The sequence below is a fragment of the Endozoicomonas montiporae CL-33 genome (assembly GCF_001583435.1).
In the GTDB taxonomy this organism is placed as follows: Bacteria; Pseudomonadota; Gammaproteobacteria; order Pseudomonadales; family Endozoicomonadaceae; genus Endozoicomonas_A; species Endozoicomonas_A montiporae.
Genome location: NZ_CP013251.1, coordinates 5372982 through 5388214, shown reverse-complemented (window position 1 = coordinate 5388214; position 15233 = coordinate 5372982). Strand labels below are relative to the sequence as shown.

Sequence of the window (15233 nt, the reverse complement as noted above, 5' to 3'; positions counted from 1 at the left end):
GATCGAAGCCCCGGTAAACGGCGGCCGTAACTATAACGGTCCTAAGGTAGCGAAATTCCTTGTCGGGTAAGTTCCGACCTGCACGAATGGCGTAACGATGGCCACGCTGTCTCCACCCAAGACTCAGTGAAATTGAAATCGCTGTTAAGATGCAGTGTATCCGCGGCTAGACGGAAAGACCCCGTGAACCTTTACTACAGCTTCACAGTGGATCTTGATGTTGCTTGTGTAGGATAGGTGGGAGGCTTTGAAGTGTGGACGCCAGTCTGCATGGAGCCAACCTTGAAATACCACCCTGGCAATATTGAGGTTCTAACCCGGGTCCCTTATCGGGATCGGGGACATTGTGTGGTGGGTAGTTTGACTGGGGCGGTCTCCTCCCAAAGAGTAACGGAGGAGCACGAAGGTTGGCTAAGCACGGTCGGACATCGTGCGGTTAGTGTAAAGGCACAAGCCAGCTTGACTGCGAGACGTACATGTCGAGCAGGTACGAAAGTAGGTCTTAGTGATCCGGTGGTTCTGAATGGAAGGGCCATCGCTCAACGGATAAAAGGTACTCCGGGGATAACAGGCTGATACCGCCCAAGAGTTCACATCGACGGCGGTGTTTGGCACCTCGATGTCGGCTCATCACATCCTGGGGCTGAAGCCGGTCCCAAGGGTATGGCTGTTCGCCATTTAAAGTGGTACGCGAGCTGGGTTTAGAACGTCGTGAGACAGTTCGGTCCCTATCTGCCGTGGACGTTGGAAGTTTGAGGAGAGCTGCTCCTAGTACGAGAGGACCGGAGTGGACGAACCACTGGTGTTCGGGTTGTGTCGCCAGACGCATTGCCCGGTAGCTAAGTTCGGACGGGATAACCGCTGAAAGCATCTAAGCGGGAAGCCCCCTTCAAGATGAGACTTCCCTTGGCCTTCGAGGCCACATAAGAGACGTTGAAGACTACGACGTTGATAGGCTGGGTGTGTAAGCGTTGTGAGGCGTTGAGCTAACCAGTACTAATGACTCGAGAGGCTTGACCATATAACGCCAAAGCGATTTGGTGCCAATGCACCTAGAGAGTGTAAAAGCAAGAATAAAGCTTATTTTACTGACAACGTTCCAGACGTTGTTCAGCATTTCCTCCATCCTTGGAGGTCAGATTTTGGATTCCGGAAGCTAGCTGAACAGCTAACTTCAACCAGTTTTGCCTGGTGACCATAGAGCGTTGGAACCACCCGATCCCATCCCGAACTCGGAAGTGAAACGATGCATCGCCGATGGTAGTGTGGGGATTCCCCATGCGAGAGTAGGTCATCGCCAGGCACTCATTAGAAAACCCTGATAGAGAAATCTGTCAGGGTTTTTGCTATGTGGAGAGAAAAGAACAAAGAACAAAACGTCGTCGATGGTAGTGTGGGCCCTCTATGGAACGAGCCCATGTGTACCCTGAAGGGCATAAAAGAGTAGGTCATCGCCAGGCACTAATTAGAGAAGCCCGATAGAGAAATCTGTCAGGTTTTTTGCTATGTACGGAAACTCAACAACCACCGGCTAAAGCCGGTGGGTTAGTATTACGGACTGAAAGTCCAGATACGCGTCAAAGACGCGTTGAAGCTAATCCTCAGTCCTGAAGTTATCATCTGCTCTTGGCTCAAAATGATGCTCCAGATACTCTTTGATCATATTCTCTGTCACTTCTCCGGAAGTGACGCAAAAATACCCTCTTGCCCAGAAATGTCGCCCCCAATACCTTTTTCTGAGATCAGGAAAGCTCTCAAAAAGCTTGGTCGAAGTTCGCCCCTTTATCCGCCTCATGATTTCACTTGGTGCCATATTTGGTGGGGCAGAGAGCAAAAGATGTACATGGTCTTTACTGATTACGCCTTTGAGAATATCAAGTTCAAAAGCTTTGCAAGTTTCCCTAATCAGCTCCCTTGCCCTGTAGCCAATGTCACCACCAAGAATTTGGTAACGGTACTTGGTGACAAACACAAAATGATACTGAATTTTGAATACTGTATGACTGCAGCTAATCCCGCACTTTCAATTACAACCAGTAATCACAAGGGATTCAGCAGCGTAGAAAATTGAAGCATTCGCAGACTTTTGCGTCTAATTTTGGGGGATAGACGACCGTAATCAGTTATTCAGAGCCATGCCTGATCATAAACCACGAAAGCATCTGTGCCTCGACAGCATGATCCAGATGATCTACGACAGCTTCGACAGCATTCCAGACCACCGCCCAAACCGCCGTAAAGACAAGATTTCATTGCTGGACACCTTGATGTCGGCTTTCGCTATGATGCACCTCAAGTACCCATCCTTGCTGGAGTTTGACCGTGAGCGGGAAACCGAAGAACTCAAGTTCAACTTGAAGCATCTATACCGGGTTCAAGGCAGGATACCCTGTGACACTTACATGCGCTCCACCCTTGATCCTGTAGATCCAGGGGCAATGAGAGAACCTTTCAAGCTGCTGTTCAATGAAGTACAGCGGGGTGGAGGGCTCAAGGGCTTCCGCTTTTCTTGCGTCGGCCTGAAGGATCATTACCTGTTAGCCATTGATGGGACAGGGCTTTACTACTCCGGCAAGTGCCGCTGTCAGGAGTGCTGTATAAAAAATGAAGGTAAGGCCAATGAAGCTTACTATCACCAGATGCTGGCCGCCTGCATTGTCCATCCTGACAGAGAAACCGTATTGCCTCTGGCCCCCGAGCCCATTGTTCACCAAGATGGCACAACCAAGAATGACTGTGAAAAAAATGCCCTCAAACGTCTCCTTTCAGACATCAAGCGAGATCACCCACAATTGAAGCTGGTTATTGTGCTGGACGGTCTCTACGCTGATGGCCCGACAGTTCGACTAATAAGAAGTTATGGGTGGCACTACATCATTGTTGCCAAAGATGGCAATCACACTTCGATGATTGAGGCTATGGATGCGCTGGATCAGAAGGGCGATGTCAAACGATTTGAGATGACTGACGGCAACGGTGCCAAACACTGGTGCCGTTATGCCAATGGGGTTCCCCTGAACAAGACTGAACCGGTTGAAATCGTCAATGTGCTTGATTACGTCGAAACAGACAAGAAAGGCAAACGGCACACCTGGGGCTGGATAACCGACATCCCGTTAACCGAAGAAACTGTACTCCCCACAGCCGAAGGAGGAAGATGTCGTTGGCACATAGAAAATGAAACCTTCAATACCCTGAAGAACCAAGGCTACGAATTTGAACACAACTATGGTCACGGTGAGCAGCACCTGGCAACCAATCTGGCTTACCTGACCTTCCTGGCTTTCCTGGTGGATCAAATACAGCAACTATGTTGCCCGGTCTTCCAGAAAGCCCTGAAACTAAGGGCGCGTGGAACACGCACCTATCTCTGGAAATTGATTCTGCGTTACTTTCTTTCCTGGCTGATTGAGAGTTGGGAGGAGATGTTCCAAGCGATCATTCACGGTACTGCTGCAAGAAAGATCCAGTTCGACACATCATAGCGATCATCGTAGCCGGGGTTTCAGGGTAAACAAACTGGAAAAGGAGCACGAAAAGCGTGAGGCAGTTTTTATGCGCTCATCAATTATCTGTACGACCAATCAGTTTTAATACGACTTAAGGCGTATGTTGTGCGGGATTAGCTGGTATGACTGCCGTATCTGTAGTCCATTGCCTTACTTCCACTCCGAGTGTGAGGCAACAAACTATCACAGCTAAAGCTGACCGGCTAAAGCCGGTGGTTTTAACCTTTTAGGTGACTAATAAAAAAAGTACACGTACTCAGTTGTTTTTTTCCTTCAATGGAAAGCGATCAAAAGTAATACCGCTCCAGCCTTGTTTCATAAACATTCGTATATTTCCGTGATCTGTTCCGTCCGGTTTTTTCAAGACGTCTGTCCTGTAGTGATCGCCGAAAAGGGCAAGTGTTTCCTTTACACTGAGGCTATGGAGTTGAGAGCGCTCCAAGCCGGGCCCCCGGCTGAACATCTATGAGTAACTTTTCTCCCAACTACTGTCTACATGCCTATGATAGAAAGGAAGACATATCCGGACCAGAGACCGTAAACACACTGGTGCCTTTTGCCCGTTTGAAAGCGTGGTCGGGGAGCTGGCGACAACATCACTGATGACGCAATATGCGATCTCGTTCGGAAGAATGCGAATCATCGACAGCCCCATATCCGGATATGCCTTCGCACAGAAGTATAGAGGGTAAACCATGTCTCGCCGCAGCAAATCCAACCGTTCCCATTCTGACAGAGTCAAAAAGCGTATTGCTGGACATCTGGAGAAAATCAATCTCTTTGCCGCCGGTATTGATATCGGGTCAGAGTCACACTTTGTTGCAGTGCCAGAAGAGTTAGATGAACAACCGGTGCGTTCATTTGGCTGTTTTACCGCAGACCTTGAAGCTATGGCTGACTGGCTCGTAAAGCTTGGCATTACCACCGTTGTGATGGAGTCAACCGGGATTTACTGGATACCTGCGTTTGAAATACTGGAATCCCGGGGGCTTGATGTAAAACTGGTCAATGCACGACATGTAAAGAATGTTGCCGGACGTAAGTCTGACGTTCTGGACTGCCAATGGCTTTTGCAGTTACATACTTACGGATTGCTCAATGGCGCGTTCCGCCCGGATGAACAGGTTTGTTCATTGCGATCCTATAGACGACAACGTGACACTCTTGTTGGCTACCGTGCTTCCCACATCCAGCATATGCAAAAGGCACTTCGACAGATGAATCTGTTACTGGATAATGTGGTGACTGATATTACCGGAAAAACCGGTATGACTATTATCCGCGCCATACTGAATGGGCAGCGGAATCCTGTGGAGCTGGCCAGATATCGTGACAAGCACTGCAAAAAATCCGAGGAAGAAATCGCCAAATCCCTGAAGGGGCATTATCGGGATGAGCATGTATTTGCTCTGCGGCAAGCTGTTGAACTTTACGATACTTATGATGAAAAAATCAGGGCTTGTGACAAAGCTCTGGAACAGAAGCTCAACACATTTGACAGCAAAGATGATAAAGACTCTCAAAAGCCTTCTACGCCAGATAAGCCTTCAAAAAAACGGAAGTCCCGTTGCGCTCCAGACTTTGATGTGCGTTCAGAGCTCAACCGGGTGAGTGGTGTCGATCTGACTGATATCGACGGCATCGACGAAAATACGGCTCTGAAGATTGTTTCAGAAATCGGTTTGGATATGAGTCGATGGCCTTCCGCTAAACATTTTGCCTCCTGGTTAGGGCTCTGTCCCGGAACCAAAATATCCGGTGGTAAAGTTCTGAACCGGAAAACCAAGCGTTTGCCAGGCGCAGCCGCAACAGCATTCAGGTTGGCGGCTTATGCACTGGCCAACTCAAAAAGCGCCCTGGGTGCCTATTACCGTAGAATGCGAAGCAAGCTTGGTGCTCCAAAGGCGATTACGGCAACAGCACATAAGCTGGCAAGGCTGGTTTACAGTATGCTCAAACATGGGAGTCAGTATGTAGATGAAGGTCAGGAATATTTTGAGCAGCGTTACAGAGAAAGAGTTTTAAAAACCCTGAAGCAGAAGGCTAAAGATATGGGCTTCACATTAACGCCGGTTGAAACCGCCGTCGGTTAGGGTTGTTTTAGCAACCGGCGAGCTCATGGGGAGTTACTCAGAAGTCGTAGTGCTCATTGATAAAGGTTATGACGTCAGTGAACACGATGGTTTCAGGTGCTTTTCTAAGAGTGTCCAATAGTGACATGGAAAGCCTCGTTCTTGAATTTTTGTTTTAATCTGCGTTCAGATTGAGCCGAATTGTAGCAGACACTTTTTTCGGGTGCTCTCTCTGACTGATTGAAACAAAAGTACGCATTTTAAGCGACTATTATGAAGACAACTTATTATCGCTAAATCCTGCCATCATGCCTGCATCCGTCATTGCCCGTCAGTCAAAAACTATCGTACTGCAAATTGAAGTACCCATTGAATCTAACAACATGCTGAGTCTTGAAGATGGATTGCAGCGAGCGTTGAATGAGGCAGGAGTACTTGGCACTCAAGAATTATTAAAGTTGTTTGAACCACCCAACAACGAACCTATTGTCCTTAACCAGCAAAAATGGAGCTATAAGGGGAAAGTGCTAAAGCACTACGAAACCCTTTACGGATATGGTGGACCCCACTGTCAAGACAGTAAACCAACAAATTTAAGTTAAGTCCTGGCAGTGGTCCAAAGCCCTCATGCAAAGTGAATTGCCTTAGGCGTTTTATAACTCAACGACTGGTGTAATCGTTCAGTGTTGTAAAACTCAAAGTATTCATCCAGCCCAGTATAAAGCTCTGGAACAGTCTGAAATTCATGCGTGTACAGCCATTCATGTTTGACGGAGCGCCACAGCCTCTCGACAAAAATGTTATCCAGTGCTCGCCCTTTCCCGTCCATGCTGATACGTATTTCCCGTTCCTGAAGAGGTGCCAGAAAATCATTACTGGTAAACTGACACCCTTGGTCAGTGTTGAATATATCAGGTTCACCTTGTTCCAAAGCTCGACCCAGCGCATGAATACAGAAGTCTGCATCCAGTGTGTTCGACAGCTCCCAGCTGACCACGTAACGGCTGTACCAGTCAATAATGGCAACCAGATACATAAACCCCTGAGGCATCGGGCAGTACGTAATATCAGTACTCCAGACCTGATTGGGTCTCACAATATCAACGCCGTTCAACAAGTACGGGTAAACCTTATGCTCTTTGTTTCTCAGGCTTGTGCCCGGTTTTGGTCCGACAGCCTGTATGCCCATCAGCCTCATAAGTCGCTGTATACGCTTCCTGTTGACCGGAAAGCCCTGCTCATTCAGCCATGCAGTTATCTTACGACTGCCGTAAAACGGTGTATATGATGGACCCCATAAACTGGACAGGTAGCTAAGTTAAGTTTTCTGGCTGTAAGATGACCCTGCAGGAGGGAATCATGACAGCAAAAAGAAAACGACATAAGCCCGAATTTAAGGCACAGGTAGCACTCGAAGCCTACAAGGGCGAAAAGACCATAAACCAGCTGGCAAGCGAACACGAAGTTGCAGCCGTTCAGGTTAGCCAGTGGAAGCGACAGCTACTCCAGGGGGTTCCAGAAGTCTTCGGCAGGGCACGGCCAGAGGTAGATCCAGATGCGCTCACTGCCCCCCTGTATCAGGAGATCGGACGGCTTAAAATGGAGCTGGACTGGTTGAAAAAAAAATCTGGCAATGTCCATTGATGACAAACGGAGATGCATAGACCCGGATCACTCGAAGATCAGCATTCAGCGCCAATGTGAACTGGTTGGGTTAAGCAGGTCAAGCTGGTATTACCAAGCTTCTCCAGCTTTGGAAAGCCCTGAGAATCTGAATCTGATGAGGCTCATTGATGAGCAGTATACACGTACACCGTTTTACGGCAGTCGTAAGATAACTGCATGGCTGAATGAGCAGGGCTTTCCGGTCAACAGGAAGCGTATACAGCGACTTATGAGGCTGATGGGCATACAGGCTGTCGGACCAAAACCGGGCACAAGCCTGAGAAACAAAGAGCATAAGGTTTACCCGTACTTGTTGAACGGCGTTGATATTGTGAGACCCAATCAGGTCTGGAGTACTGATATTACGTACTGCCCGATGCCTCAGGGGTTTATGTATCTGGTTGCCATTATTGACTGGTACAGCCGTTACGTGGTCAGCTGGGAGCTGTCGAACACACTGGATGCAGACTTCTGTATTCATGCGCTGGGTCGAGCTTTGGAACAAGGTGAACCTGATATATTCAACACTGACCAAGGGTGTCAGTTTACCAGTAATGATTTTCTGGCACCTCTTCAGGAACGGGAAATACGTATCAGCATGGACGGGAAAGGGCGAGCACTGGATAACATTTTTGTCGAGAGGCTGTGGCGCTCCGTCAAACATGAATGGCTGTACACGCATGAATTTCAGACTGTTCCAGAGCTTTATACTGGGCTGGATGAATACTTTGAGTTTTACAACACTGAACGATTACACCAGTCGTTGAGTTATAAAACGCCTAAGGCAATTCACTTTGCATGAGGGCTTTGGACCACTGCCAGGACTTAACTTAAATTTGTTGGTTTACTGTCTTGACAGTGGGGTCCACCATAGTACGTGTATACTGCTCATCAATGAGCCTCATCAGATTCAGATTCTCAGGGCTTTCCAAAGCTGGAGAAGCTTGGTAATACCAGCTTGACCTGCTTAACCCAACCAGTTCACATTGGCGCTGAATGCTGATCTTCGAGTGATCCGGGTCTATGCATCTCCGTTTGTCATCAATGGACATTGCCAGATTTTTTTTTCAACCAGTCCAGCTCCATTTTAAGCCGTCCGATCTCCTGATACAGGGGGGCAGTGAGCGCATCTGGATCTACCTCTGGCCGTGCCCTGCCGAAGACTTCTGGAACCCCCTGGAGTAGCTGTCGCTTCCACTGGCTAACCTGAACGGCTGCAACTTCGTGTTCGCTTGCCAGCTGGTTTATGGTCTTTTCGCCCTTGTAGGCTTCGAGTGCTACCTGTGCCTTAAATTCGGGCTTATGTCGTTTTCTTTTTGCTGTCATGATTCCCTCCTGCAGGGTCATCTTACAGCCAGAAAACTTAACTTAGCTACCTGTCCAGTTTATGGGGTCCATCATACGCTCAAACGGAGGCAATTCTTGAATGGGCGGGGGACAGTAAAATGCTCACGCTGGTTCATAAGGATGGCTCAAAAGAGGGCTTTCCCTACATTGTGCCGGATGCTAATCAGTGTGGAGGATGTCATGTGCCAGAGTCTTATAAGAAAGACATTCAGCCTCTTGGCCCAAAGGTCAGGCATCTTAACAGGGACTTTGAGTATGCTGATCGTTCGCGTAATCAGTTGGAATATTGGTCAGAGCAGGGGTTGCTGACTGGCGATATTGCGCCTGATGTTTTGCCAAGAAATGCTTTATGGCCGGTCGCACGTAACGGAGAAACGCAGGAGCATCAGGCTCGTAGCTATCTGGATGCCAATTGCAGCCATTGCCATAACACCAAAGGTGCCGGAAACACCAGCGGCCTTTTTCTGACTCTTGATACACCTTATGACACTAGCCTTGGTTTGTGTAAACGGCCCATCGCTGCGGGCAGGGGAAGTGGGAATCATCATGTGGCTATCAAGCCTGGCTCGGGTGGTGAGTCTATTCTGCTCTATCGAATGAACGGCAAGGATCCGGCGGTCATGATGCCTGAGTTGGGACGCTCCCTTATTCATACTGAAGGCGTGGATCTGGTGAGAAGATGGATCAATGATATGACGCCTGAATGCTGATTTAATCGTATTTTTGAGCGGAGCCCTGAAATATTTTCAGGGTCTTTCTGATAAATAATTCACCTTTATGGAATATAGGAAGTTACTTTAATATCCAAATAGTCATAAGTAATCAGAACTAAATAGCGATAGCTCTCTCTAAATGTAAATTAATTAGCAACGATACATAGAAAAACTAAGGGAGGGAGAAGTCTAATGAAATCTACGTTCAGGTCACTACTATTATTTCTGGCTATTGCCTGTTTTGGCGTTACGGCCTATTCAGAGCAGTTTGTTGAAACATCAGCCGTTGTCAGTTACGAAGTTCAAAAGGTTTATCCCGACTGGGAAAATCCGCAGGACCGCCTTCCTTATGCAATGATGAGTTATTTTGCCGAAGTGGCCAAAATACAAGACAGTAAAAATCAAAAGCCTAAAAAGTACAGTGCGATAAAAGAGCGTTTTGATTATCTGGCTGCCAATGGATACGTTAATGCAGAGAAGGAAGACCTTCCGCAAAAATGGTTTAAATACTTTCAGGGTGGTGATCTGAAACGGATTTATAACGAAGAGTCTGGCTTCAGGGCTCGAATTTTTATTAATGATGTAAAAAAGACCGTTGTACTTGCGATTGCAGGCACGGATTTCTCTGATATCTATAGTTTGTCTTCAGCCGTATCTCTGTCATTTGGAAAATCTTCGGAAGCCATGATGAATGGCATGGATCTGGCACATGACTTGAGGCAGATGTATTTTCCAAAGGGTTATCGTATAGAAACAACGGGAGCATCGCAGGGGGGAGCCATTGCTCAGCTGGCTGCGTATGCCACCGATGCGTCTGCTTTTGTATTTAACAGTCAGATGCCGGGGCAGGAGCTTCTGAATATCGTCATGAAAGATGCCAAGACGCATATAAAACATGCCTATATTGAGGGTGACATGTTGAATGACAGCATTCATCCTGCAGGCTTGTTTTTCCAGAATGCATCCACGGTTGAAACGCTTGAGATTGTCCTTGATGACCCGTTAGAAAATAAAGTTAACAAGGTTTACTACAAGCAGCATGGTCAGTATTACTATTTGACTACAACAGCCTGGATCAGGCACTGGACAGGAACGGTACTGTTCGTGTCAGAACAACTGGCGGGTAAGAACTTTTCGGATCTTTATGTCAGGGAATCCAGAAAAAAGAGCGCCCAATAAGCACTCTTTCTGAAACTCTGTTATCAGTGGCTGTTAAGATGCAGCCGCTGCTGCATTGAGGCCATTGCTGGCTGAGTTCATAAATACAAAATAAAGACGAACCACAACAAAAATAAGTCCTATCACCATACCCAGCAGCAGATTGGAAAGGCTCATAATAAATGCACCAGCCAGAGCTGCGAAAGGAATCCATGGCAGCATCAGGTACATCAGGCGCAGGTAGGCACGGGGCTTGTTGCAGGATTTAGCGCTAAATAATCCCAGTACGGTAACTGGAAGAATCGTTAAAGGCAGGATAGCGCTGATCAGTGTCAGGAGAACCAGCCAATCCGGAGAGCCGATCAAAAACTGTTCGAAAGACGCCAGCATAACAACCTCCACTTTTGTATCCTGCCATGATGACTGGGTTTTATTGCTTTTACTGTAAGAGCTTGCCGTTGTGAAATTAAGGCTTTATCAATAGAGATGTGTAGTTTTACGAGCCTTTTGTCAGGCTTACTGACAGGGTGGTTAGTCACAACCTGCAGCCTGCTGTGTAGCATTCACAATACATGGAATCAGTCACAGGGGGCTCGTTATGTATCTAATGAAAGCAATGAGTTTGAACTATACGAATAATAACGAAAGGCAACCCGTTCAAAGAGACCGGACCATAGAAGCACTGTTCCAAACCAAAACCATTGGGCGTAGAGTCTGCGCAGCAACAGCCAGTAATCTTTATGAAACATTGGAAATGCTCAGAAACGGCAGAAGCGAAGCGATCAAGAGTAGATCCGTTGCTAGTCAGGTTGATCAAGTCAAAAACTATCTTTCTTCATCTTTGAAAACAGTGGCTACCACATTTGATCCTGTTAATCCGGTATCGGTTGCGATACGAAAGGCACCTTGGTATATCAGTACTCCGCTGAAATTGGCTTGTGATGAAGTTCAGGCAGGTATGGATTATCTTTCTGATCCCGTTAAGTCGGCAGCAGAGCTTATGGAGTACATGATTAAGAAACCTTCCAGAATTGCAAAGCTAATGCAGGCTGCAGGGGTTCCTGTACCGGCAGATATCATGACGCTGATAAAGCTGGAAAGTGATGTAGATAAAGCTCACGAGGTGTGGTCAGCCTGGTCAAAAAAAGGTATTGACCCAGTAAAGTTCAATGATAAAAACACTGCTCGGTTTCGTGGAAAAATTATTCTTAGCCTTGTTAAGGCGCTCTTCGATCATGATCCGGATAAACTCGGGAAGAGCATTGAACGCTATCTGACAGGTATATTGGAATCCTCAGGAGAAAGGGTTCTTGCAAAGTCTCTTAAGGTGGCAATGAACTACCCCGGAGCAAGCTCCGGGGTATCAAGTTAGCTCTTGAGTAGTTCGCAGCAAGCTGCGGGGAATTAGACCCAAGGCTTCGCATTAAAAGATAAACCTGCCAGCAAAGTGAAACCACAGGATTCAGCCTTAGAGAGTGGCAAGTCAGAAAAGCTGATTCAGGAAGCCGTCACCCTTTTAGAAGAGGAGTTGCAGGACATAACCGAAACAGAAGAGTGGTTTGATGCGCTGGAATATCAGGATGAAACCGTACCAAACCTTAATACTGCTGAAGAAGATACACCTCCCATCGCTGCATAAAGCTGGGAGGAGAAGCGACTATTGTCTGATTCCCTCTACTTCCAGAGTGATGTAAATATCGGCAGCGGCTGGGCCTAGGTCCATGCCATAATCGGCCATAGACAGCTTGGTGGTTCCTGAAAATCCAGCCCGGTAACCGCCCCATGGGTCTTTGCCTTCACCTACTTTGACGGCTTCAATGACGATATTTTTGGTCACACCTTTCAGAGTGAAGTCACCATAAATTCTGGCACTGTTTCCATCACTACTTTCTATTTTGGTGCTGACAAAGGAAGCTTTAGGAAACTGGCTGACATTGAGAAACTTTTTACCTCTCAAATGTTTGTCCCGTTCAGCATGGCTACTGTTGATTGAGTCGGTGTTGATATCGACCTTGATACTGGAGGACTCAGGCTTTGTTGGGTCAAAATTGAATGAGCCACTGAAATCGGTGAAATTACCATGCACCCAGCTATAACCAAGATGGCTGATCTTGAAATTAATAAATGCGTGGGCACCTTTGGTATCAATCACATAGTTATTGGCACTGGCTGAAACACTCAGGCCAAAAATTGATGCACTAAAGGCGACGATAGCAAAGAACTTTTCTAAACGGGTCATAGGCGTCACTCTTATTGTTATTATTAAGGTTTTTTAGCGAGGTTTAAGCATTCTTGTCAGAGTCCGGTCCCGGTCAATCAGGTGATGCTTAATAGCTGCCAGTCCATGCAGTGATGCCAGTATAACCAGAGCCCAGGCCAGGTAAAAATGAACTTCTCCGGCAATATCCTCCTGACCACTGATGCCTGAAACCAAAGCAGGGATTTCGAACCAGCCAAAGAACGACACTGGTCTGCCATCTGCAGTACTGATCAGATAGCCACTGATCATAATCGCAAACAGCAGAAGATAAATCAGATGATGTACAGACACAGCCAGCCTGACTGTTAACAGGTTGTGTTCTGGTAGAGGGGCAGGCTGTGGATAGATTATTTTCCATAAGAGCCTGAAAAGCGTGGTAGCAAACAGGGTCAGCCCGATGCTTTTATGCCACCAGGGCAGCGATTGGTAAAGAGGGTCATAGTAAGACAGTGACATCATATACAGTCCTACACCAAAAAGGCTAAAGACTGTGAAGGCACTGACCCAGTGAATCAGTATGCTGACCAGACCGTAATGGGTGGTTGTATTTTTCCATATACCCATGTCTGCCCCTTGCATCAGTTCTTTACAGCGATGGTCAGCAAAGGTTACTTGATAATAAATATTTTAAATATCGCAAAAATTAGATGACATTGTTCTAATAAATCGAAGGGTTGGCTGAAAATCACTCTGCGGAATCTGCTTTTCGGTAAGCTCCCTGATAGTCAAACAGCTTTTCCAGAATACGCCAGTAGTGTTTTTCTTTCTGAGCGATCACAAAGTCCGGTTTTCTGAATTTTTTGTGATTGTTGATTATTTTGCTAATAGAATCAGCCCGAAACGGCTCGGCCCGGTTAATCAGGGCATGCTTGCCAAAGTTATGATAAAAAGCGCCCTGTTGAGCAGGTGTTTCCAGTTGGAAATACTCTTTCACATCAGCGCCGTCTTCGTCGAAATAAGTGACTTTTATACGAGCCTTTCCCTGTCGGTTTTCATCGGCTTCAATGGTCATACCTGAGCAACGAATGACCATGCAGTTTTTCAGGTTCAGGGCTTCTTTCAGCTTCTGGTCCGGATCAACCATTGGTTTCTGGCATTCATGGCATTTTCGGGCAGCGATATCGTTCTCAGCACCGCACTGGTCACACTCTTTAAAACGATAACGGAAGTCACACTGTTCTTTCTCGCCTTCCTGTTCCAGATACCCCTGACAGCGCCGCCCGTAGTGTTCAACCAGATCGCCATCGTTATCCACAACACCCCAGAAACTGTTTTCGTGCCCACAGGCAGGGCAGGGAACGGTGACCGGAACACTTTTTGAATCGGGTTTAGGGCTACCAATTTCCGGGCTGAACAGGTTGTAACGGTTTCCGGCAAAATCAATGACCAGACAGTCTTGTTTATTTGGTGCCAGTCGTAAGCCCCTTCCGACGATCTGCTGATAAAGGCTAACCGACTCTGTCGGCCTTAAAATTGCAATCAGGTCCACATGGGGGGCATCGAAGCCGGTGGTGAGAACCGATACATTCACCAGATATTTCAACTTTTGCTCTTTAAAGGCATGGATAATGGCATCGCGCTCTTTTCCCGGCGTATTACCAATAACCAGTGCCGCTTGACCTTCAGGCAGATAACCCTGAATTTCCCGGGCATGGTCTACGGTTGAAGCGAAAATCATAGCGCCTTTGCGATCAGTGGCTTCTTTTATGACTTGCCTGATAATCTGTTGGGTCGCACGTCCTTTGCCTTGCAGCAATGAGTTCAGTTCCTGTTCGCTGTATCGACCAAACGGGTCACGGGAAAGCTGACTGAAGTCGTAAAAGACCACAGGGGCATCGATCATCGTTGCGGGTGTAAGAAACTGGTTTTTGATCATATAAGACAATGGCAACTCAAAAATACAGTCTTTAAAAAAGCGTTTGTCGGTGGTGCGAATCGTACCTTTTTTGTCTTTATTCTGGCTGTGTTGATACTGATATAACCAGCCAATGCCCAGTCGGTAGGGTGTTGCCGTTAACCCAAGAATTTTTAACTTTGGATTAAGGCTGCGCAAATGATCTATGACTTTGTGATAACTGGAATTTTTTTCCAGTGAAACCCGGTGACATTCATCAATAACGAGCAGCGTAAACCCATTGTCGTTAAACTGCTCAAGATTACGAACCACAGACTGCACACTGCCAAAGACAACCTGTTCGTCTGCATCTTTGCGCCCAAGGCCTGCACTAAAAATGGATGCCTTCAGGTCATAACTTTCGTATTTAGCGTGGTTCTGTTCAACCAGTTCTTTTACATGCGCGAGTACAAGAACCCTGCCTCTGGCAATACGCCCCAGTTCACTGATAACAAGACTTTTACCGGCACCAGTTGGCAGGACAATCAAAGCAGGATCGTCTGAAGAACGGAAGTGGCGGATAACGCTTTTAACGGCGTCTTTTTGATAGGGGCGAAGCTGATAAACCATGAAGGGAATTATATTAATCAGCTTCATGGGCGTCACCTATTCCTT

General features: G+C 47.0%; 16 protein-coding genes, 2 rRNA genes and 1 pseudogene (1 of these 19 only partly in view). 10 read left to right on the top strand and 9 right to left on the bottom strand.

Annotated features, from left to right (window positions below; translation table 11 throughout):
• Positions 1-1021: ribosomal RNA gene (locus EZMO1_RS24980) — 23S ribosomal RNA — on the top strand (it extends 1921 nt beyond the left edge of the window).
• Between the two features lie 166 nt (positions 1022-1187).
• Positions 1188-1303: ribosomal RNA gene (gene rrf, locus EZMO1_RS24975) — 5S ribosomal RNA — on the top strand.
• A gap of 291 nt (positions 1304-1594) precedes the next feature.
• Here rrf and tnpA read toward each other — a convergent pair.
• Positions 1595-2014 carry an IS200/IS605 family transposase gene (gene tnpA / locus EZMO1_RS24970; RefSeq protein ID WP_061509748.1) on the bottom strand — a complete coding sequence of 140 codons (420 nt, stop codon included), beginning with the start codon at positions 2012-2014 and terminating at the stop codon, positions 1595-1597.
• Positions 2015-2135: 121 nt separating this feature from the next.
• On the opposite strand from tnpA, the gene EZMO1_RS24965 reads away from it, so the two are divergent.
• Entirely contained in the window at positions 2136-3485 is a 1350-nt protein-coding gene (locus tag EZMO1_RS24965; RefSeq protein ID WP_061509513.1) for a transposase, read from the top strand.
• A gap of 280 nt (positions 3486-3765) precedes the next feature.
• Here EZMO1_RS24965 and EZMO1_RS24960 read toward each other — a convergent pair whose 3' ends face one another.
• Positions 3766-3972 (bottom strand): HopJ type III effector protein, encoded by a 207-nt coding sequence (locus tag EZMO1_RS24960; protein ID WP_061509746.1) that lies wholly within the window; start codon positions 3970-3972, stop codon positions 3766-3768.
• Positions 3973-4204: 232 nt separating this feature from the next.
• On the opposite strand from EZMO1_RS24960, the gene EZMO1_RS24955 reads away from it, so the two are divergent.
• Together EZMO1_RS24955 and EZMO1_RS24950 are read left to right on the top strand one after the other, a co-directional pair.
• Entirely contained in the window at positions 4205-5602 is a 1398-nt protein-coding gene (locus tag EZMO1_RS24955) for an IS110 family RNA-guided transposase (protein WP_061509303.1), read from the top strand.
• Positions 5603-5889: 287 nt separating this feature from the next.
• A complete protein-coding gene (locus EZMO1_RS24950; RefSeq protein WP_061509745.1) occupies positions 5890-6183 on the top strand; it encodes a hypothetical protein in 294 nt (97 codons plus the stop codon).
• 23 nt (positions 6184-6206) lie between these two features.
• On the opposite strand, the pseudogene EZMO1_RS24945 reads toward EZMO1_RS24950, so the two are convergent.
• Positions 6207-6863 (bottom strand): annotated as a pseudogene (locus tag EZMO1_RS24945) (IS3 family transposase); the annotation flags it as partial.
• A 77-nt stretch (positions 6864-6940) separates the two neighbouring features.
• On the opposite strand from EZMO1_RS24945, the gene EZMO1_RS24935 reads away from it, so the two are divergent.
• A protein-coding gene (locus EZMO1_RS24935) for an IS3 family transposase (protein ID WP_145912435.1) occupies positions 6941-8048 on the top strand; the annotation gives its coding sequence in 2 pieces (ribosomal slippage) (positions 6941-7209 and positions 7208-8048; 1110 coding nt in all).
• A gap of 28 nt (positions 8049-8076) precedes the next feature.
• Here the strand turns inward: EZMO1_RS24935 and EZMO1_RS24930 are convergent.
• Both EZMO1_RS24930 and EZMO1_RS24925 read right to left on the bottom strand, forming a co-directional pair.
• Positions 8077-8298: a hypothetical protein gene (locus EZMO1_RS24930; RefSeq protein ID WP_034876732.1), complete on the bottom strand. Its 222-nt coding sequence runs from the start codon at positions 8296-8298 to the stop codon at positions 8077-8079.
• Positions 8288-8572 (bottom strand): IS3 family transposase, encoded by a 285-nt coding sequence (locus EZMO1_RS24925; protein ID WP_051789527.1) that lies wholly within the window; start codon positions 8570-8572, stop codon positions 8288-8290. Before EZMO1_RS24925 ends, EZMO1_RS24930 begins: the two co-directional genes overlap by 11 nt.
• A 119-nt stretch (positions 8573-8691) precedes the next feature.
• Here EZMO1_RS24925 and EZMO1_RS24920 point away from each other — a divergent pair, with 119 nt between their 5' ends.
• Entirely contained in the window at positions 8692-9303 is a 612-nt protein-coding gene (locus tag EZMO1_RS24920) for a hypothetical protein (protein WP_051789297.1), read from the top strand.
• A 195-nt stretch (positions 9304-9498) separates the two neighbouring features.
• Positions 9499-10485, top strand: coding sequence for a Tle-like phospholipase domain-containing protein (locus tag EZMO1_RS24915; protein ID WP_034877627.1), 987 nt, complete (start codon positions 9499-9501; stop codon positions 10483-10485).
• A gap of 33 nt (positions 10486-10518) precedes the next feature.
• Here the strand turns inward: EZMO1_RS24915 and EZMO1_RS24910 are convergent, their stop codons facing one another.
• Positions 10519-10854, bottom strand: coding sequence for a hypothetical protein (locus EZMO1_RS24910; RefSeq protein WP_145912733.1), 336 nt, complete (start codon positions 10852-10854; stop codon positions 10519-10521).
• A gap of 208 nt (positions 10855-11062) precedes the next feature.
• Here EZMO1_RS24910 and EZMO1_RS24905 point away from each other — a divergent pair, with 208 nt between their 5' ends.
• Together EZMO1_RS24905 and EZMO1_RS24900 are read left to right on the top strand one after the other, a co-directional pair.
• Positions 11063-11836, top strand: a complete 774-nt coding sequence (locus EZMO1_RS24905; RefSeq protein WP_145912732.1) for a hypothetical protein — start codon at positions 11063-11065, stop codon at positions 11834-11836.
• A gap of 75 nt (positions 11837-11911) precedes the next feature.
• Positions 11912-12103: a hypothetical protein gene (locus EZMO1_RS24900; protein ID WP_034877631.1), complete on the top strand. Its 192-nt coding sequence runs from the start codon at positions 11912-11914 to the stop codon at positions 12101-12103.
• 18 nt (positions 12104-12121) lie between these two features.
• Here EZMO1_RS24900 and EZMO1_RS24895 read toward each other — a convergent pair whose 3' ends face one another.
• From EZMO1_RS24895 to radD, 3 genes are all read right to left on the bottom strand, one after another.
• Positions 12122-12703, bottom strand: coding sequence for a YceI family protein (locus tag EZMO1_RS24895; RefSeq protein ID WP_034877633.1), 582 nt, complete (start codon positions 12701-12703; stop codon positions 12122-12124).
• 33 nt (positions 12704-12736) lie between these two features.
• A complete protein-coding gene (locus EZMO1_RS24890; protein ID WP_034877634.1) occupies positions 12737-13288 on the bottom strand; it encodes a cytochrome b in 552 nt (183 codons plus the stop codon).
• Between the two features lie 121 nt (positions 13289-13409).
• Positions 13410-15215, bottom strand: a complete 1806-nt coding sequence (radD, locus tag EZMO1_RS24885; protein WP_236632051.1) for a DNA repair helicase RadD — start codon at positions 15213-15215, stop codon at positions 13410-13412.
• Positions 15216-15233 lie beyond the last annotated feature (18 nt).

What these genes read in the sequence shown, in the direction of transcription:
- EZMO1_RS24950 (WP_061509745.1), top strand. Translation starts at nt 5,890, where the DNA reads ATGCCTGCATCCGTCATTGCCCGTCAGTCAAAAACTATCGTACTGCAA.
- EZMO1_RS24925 (WP_051789527.1), bottom strand. Translation starts at nt 8,572, where the DNA reads ATGACAGCAAAAAGAAAACGACATAAGCCCGAATTTAAGGCACAGGTA.
- EZMO1_RS24895 (WP_034877633.1), bottom strand. Translation starts at nt 12,703, where the DNA reads ATGACCCGTTTAGAAAAGTTCTTTGCTATCGTCGCCTTTAGTGCATCA.
- EZMO1_RS24960 (WP_061509746.1), bottom strand. Translation starts at nt 3,972, where the DNA reads ATGTTCAGCCGGGGGCCCGGCTTGGAGCGCTCTCAACTCCATAGCCTC.
- EZMO1_RS24965 (WP_061509513.1), top strand. Translation starts at nt 2,136, where the DNA reads ATGCCTGATCATAAACCACGAAAGCATCTGTGCCTCGACAGCATGATC.
- radD (WP_236632051.1), bottom strand. Translation starts at nt 15,215, where the DNA reads ATGAAGCTGATTAATATAATTCCCTTCATGGTTTATCAGCTTCGCCCC.
- EZMO1_RS24910 (WP_145912733.1), bottom strand. Translation starts at nt 10,854, where the DNA reads ATGCTGGCGTCTTTCGAACAGTTTTTGATCGGCTCTCCGGATTGGCTG.
- EZMO1_RS24915 (WP_034877627.1), top strand. Translation starts at nt 9,499, where the DNA reads ATGAAATCTACGTTCAGGTCACTACTATTATTTCTGGCTATTGCCTGT.
- EZMO1_RS24955 (WP_061509303.1), top strand. Translation starts at nt 4,205, where the DNA reads ATGTCTCGCCGCAGCAAATCCAACCGTTCCCATTCTGACAGAGTCAAA.
- EZMO1_RS24920 (WP_051789297.1), top strand. Translation starts at nt 8,692, where the DNA reads ATGCTCACGCTGGTTCATAAGGATGGCTCAAAAGAGGGCTTTCCCTAC.
- EZMO1_RS24930 (WP_034876732.1), bottom strand. Translation starts at nt 8,298, where the DNA reads ATGTCCATTGATGACAAACGGAGATGCATAGACCCGGATCACTCGAAG.
- EZMO1_RS24905 (WP_145912732.1), top strand. Translation starts at nt 11,063, where the DNA reads ATGTATCTAATGAAAGCAATGAGTTTGAACTATACGAATAATAACGAA.
- EZMO1_RS24890 (WP_034877634.1), bottom strand. Translation starts at nt 13,288, where the DNA reads ATGGGTATATGGAAAAATACAACCACCCATTACGGTCTGGTCAGCATA.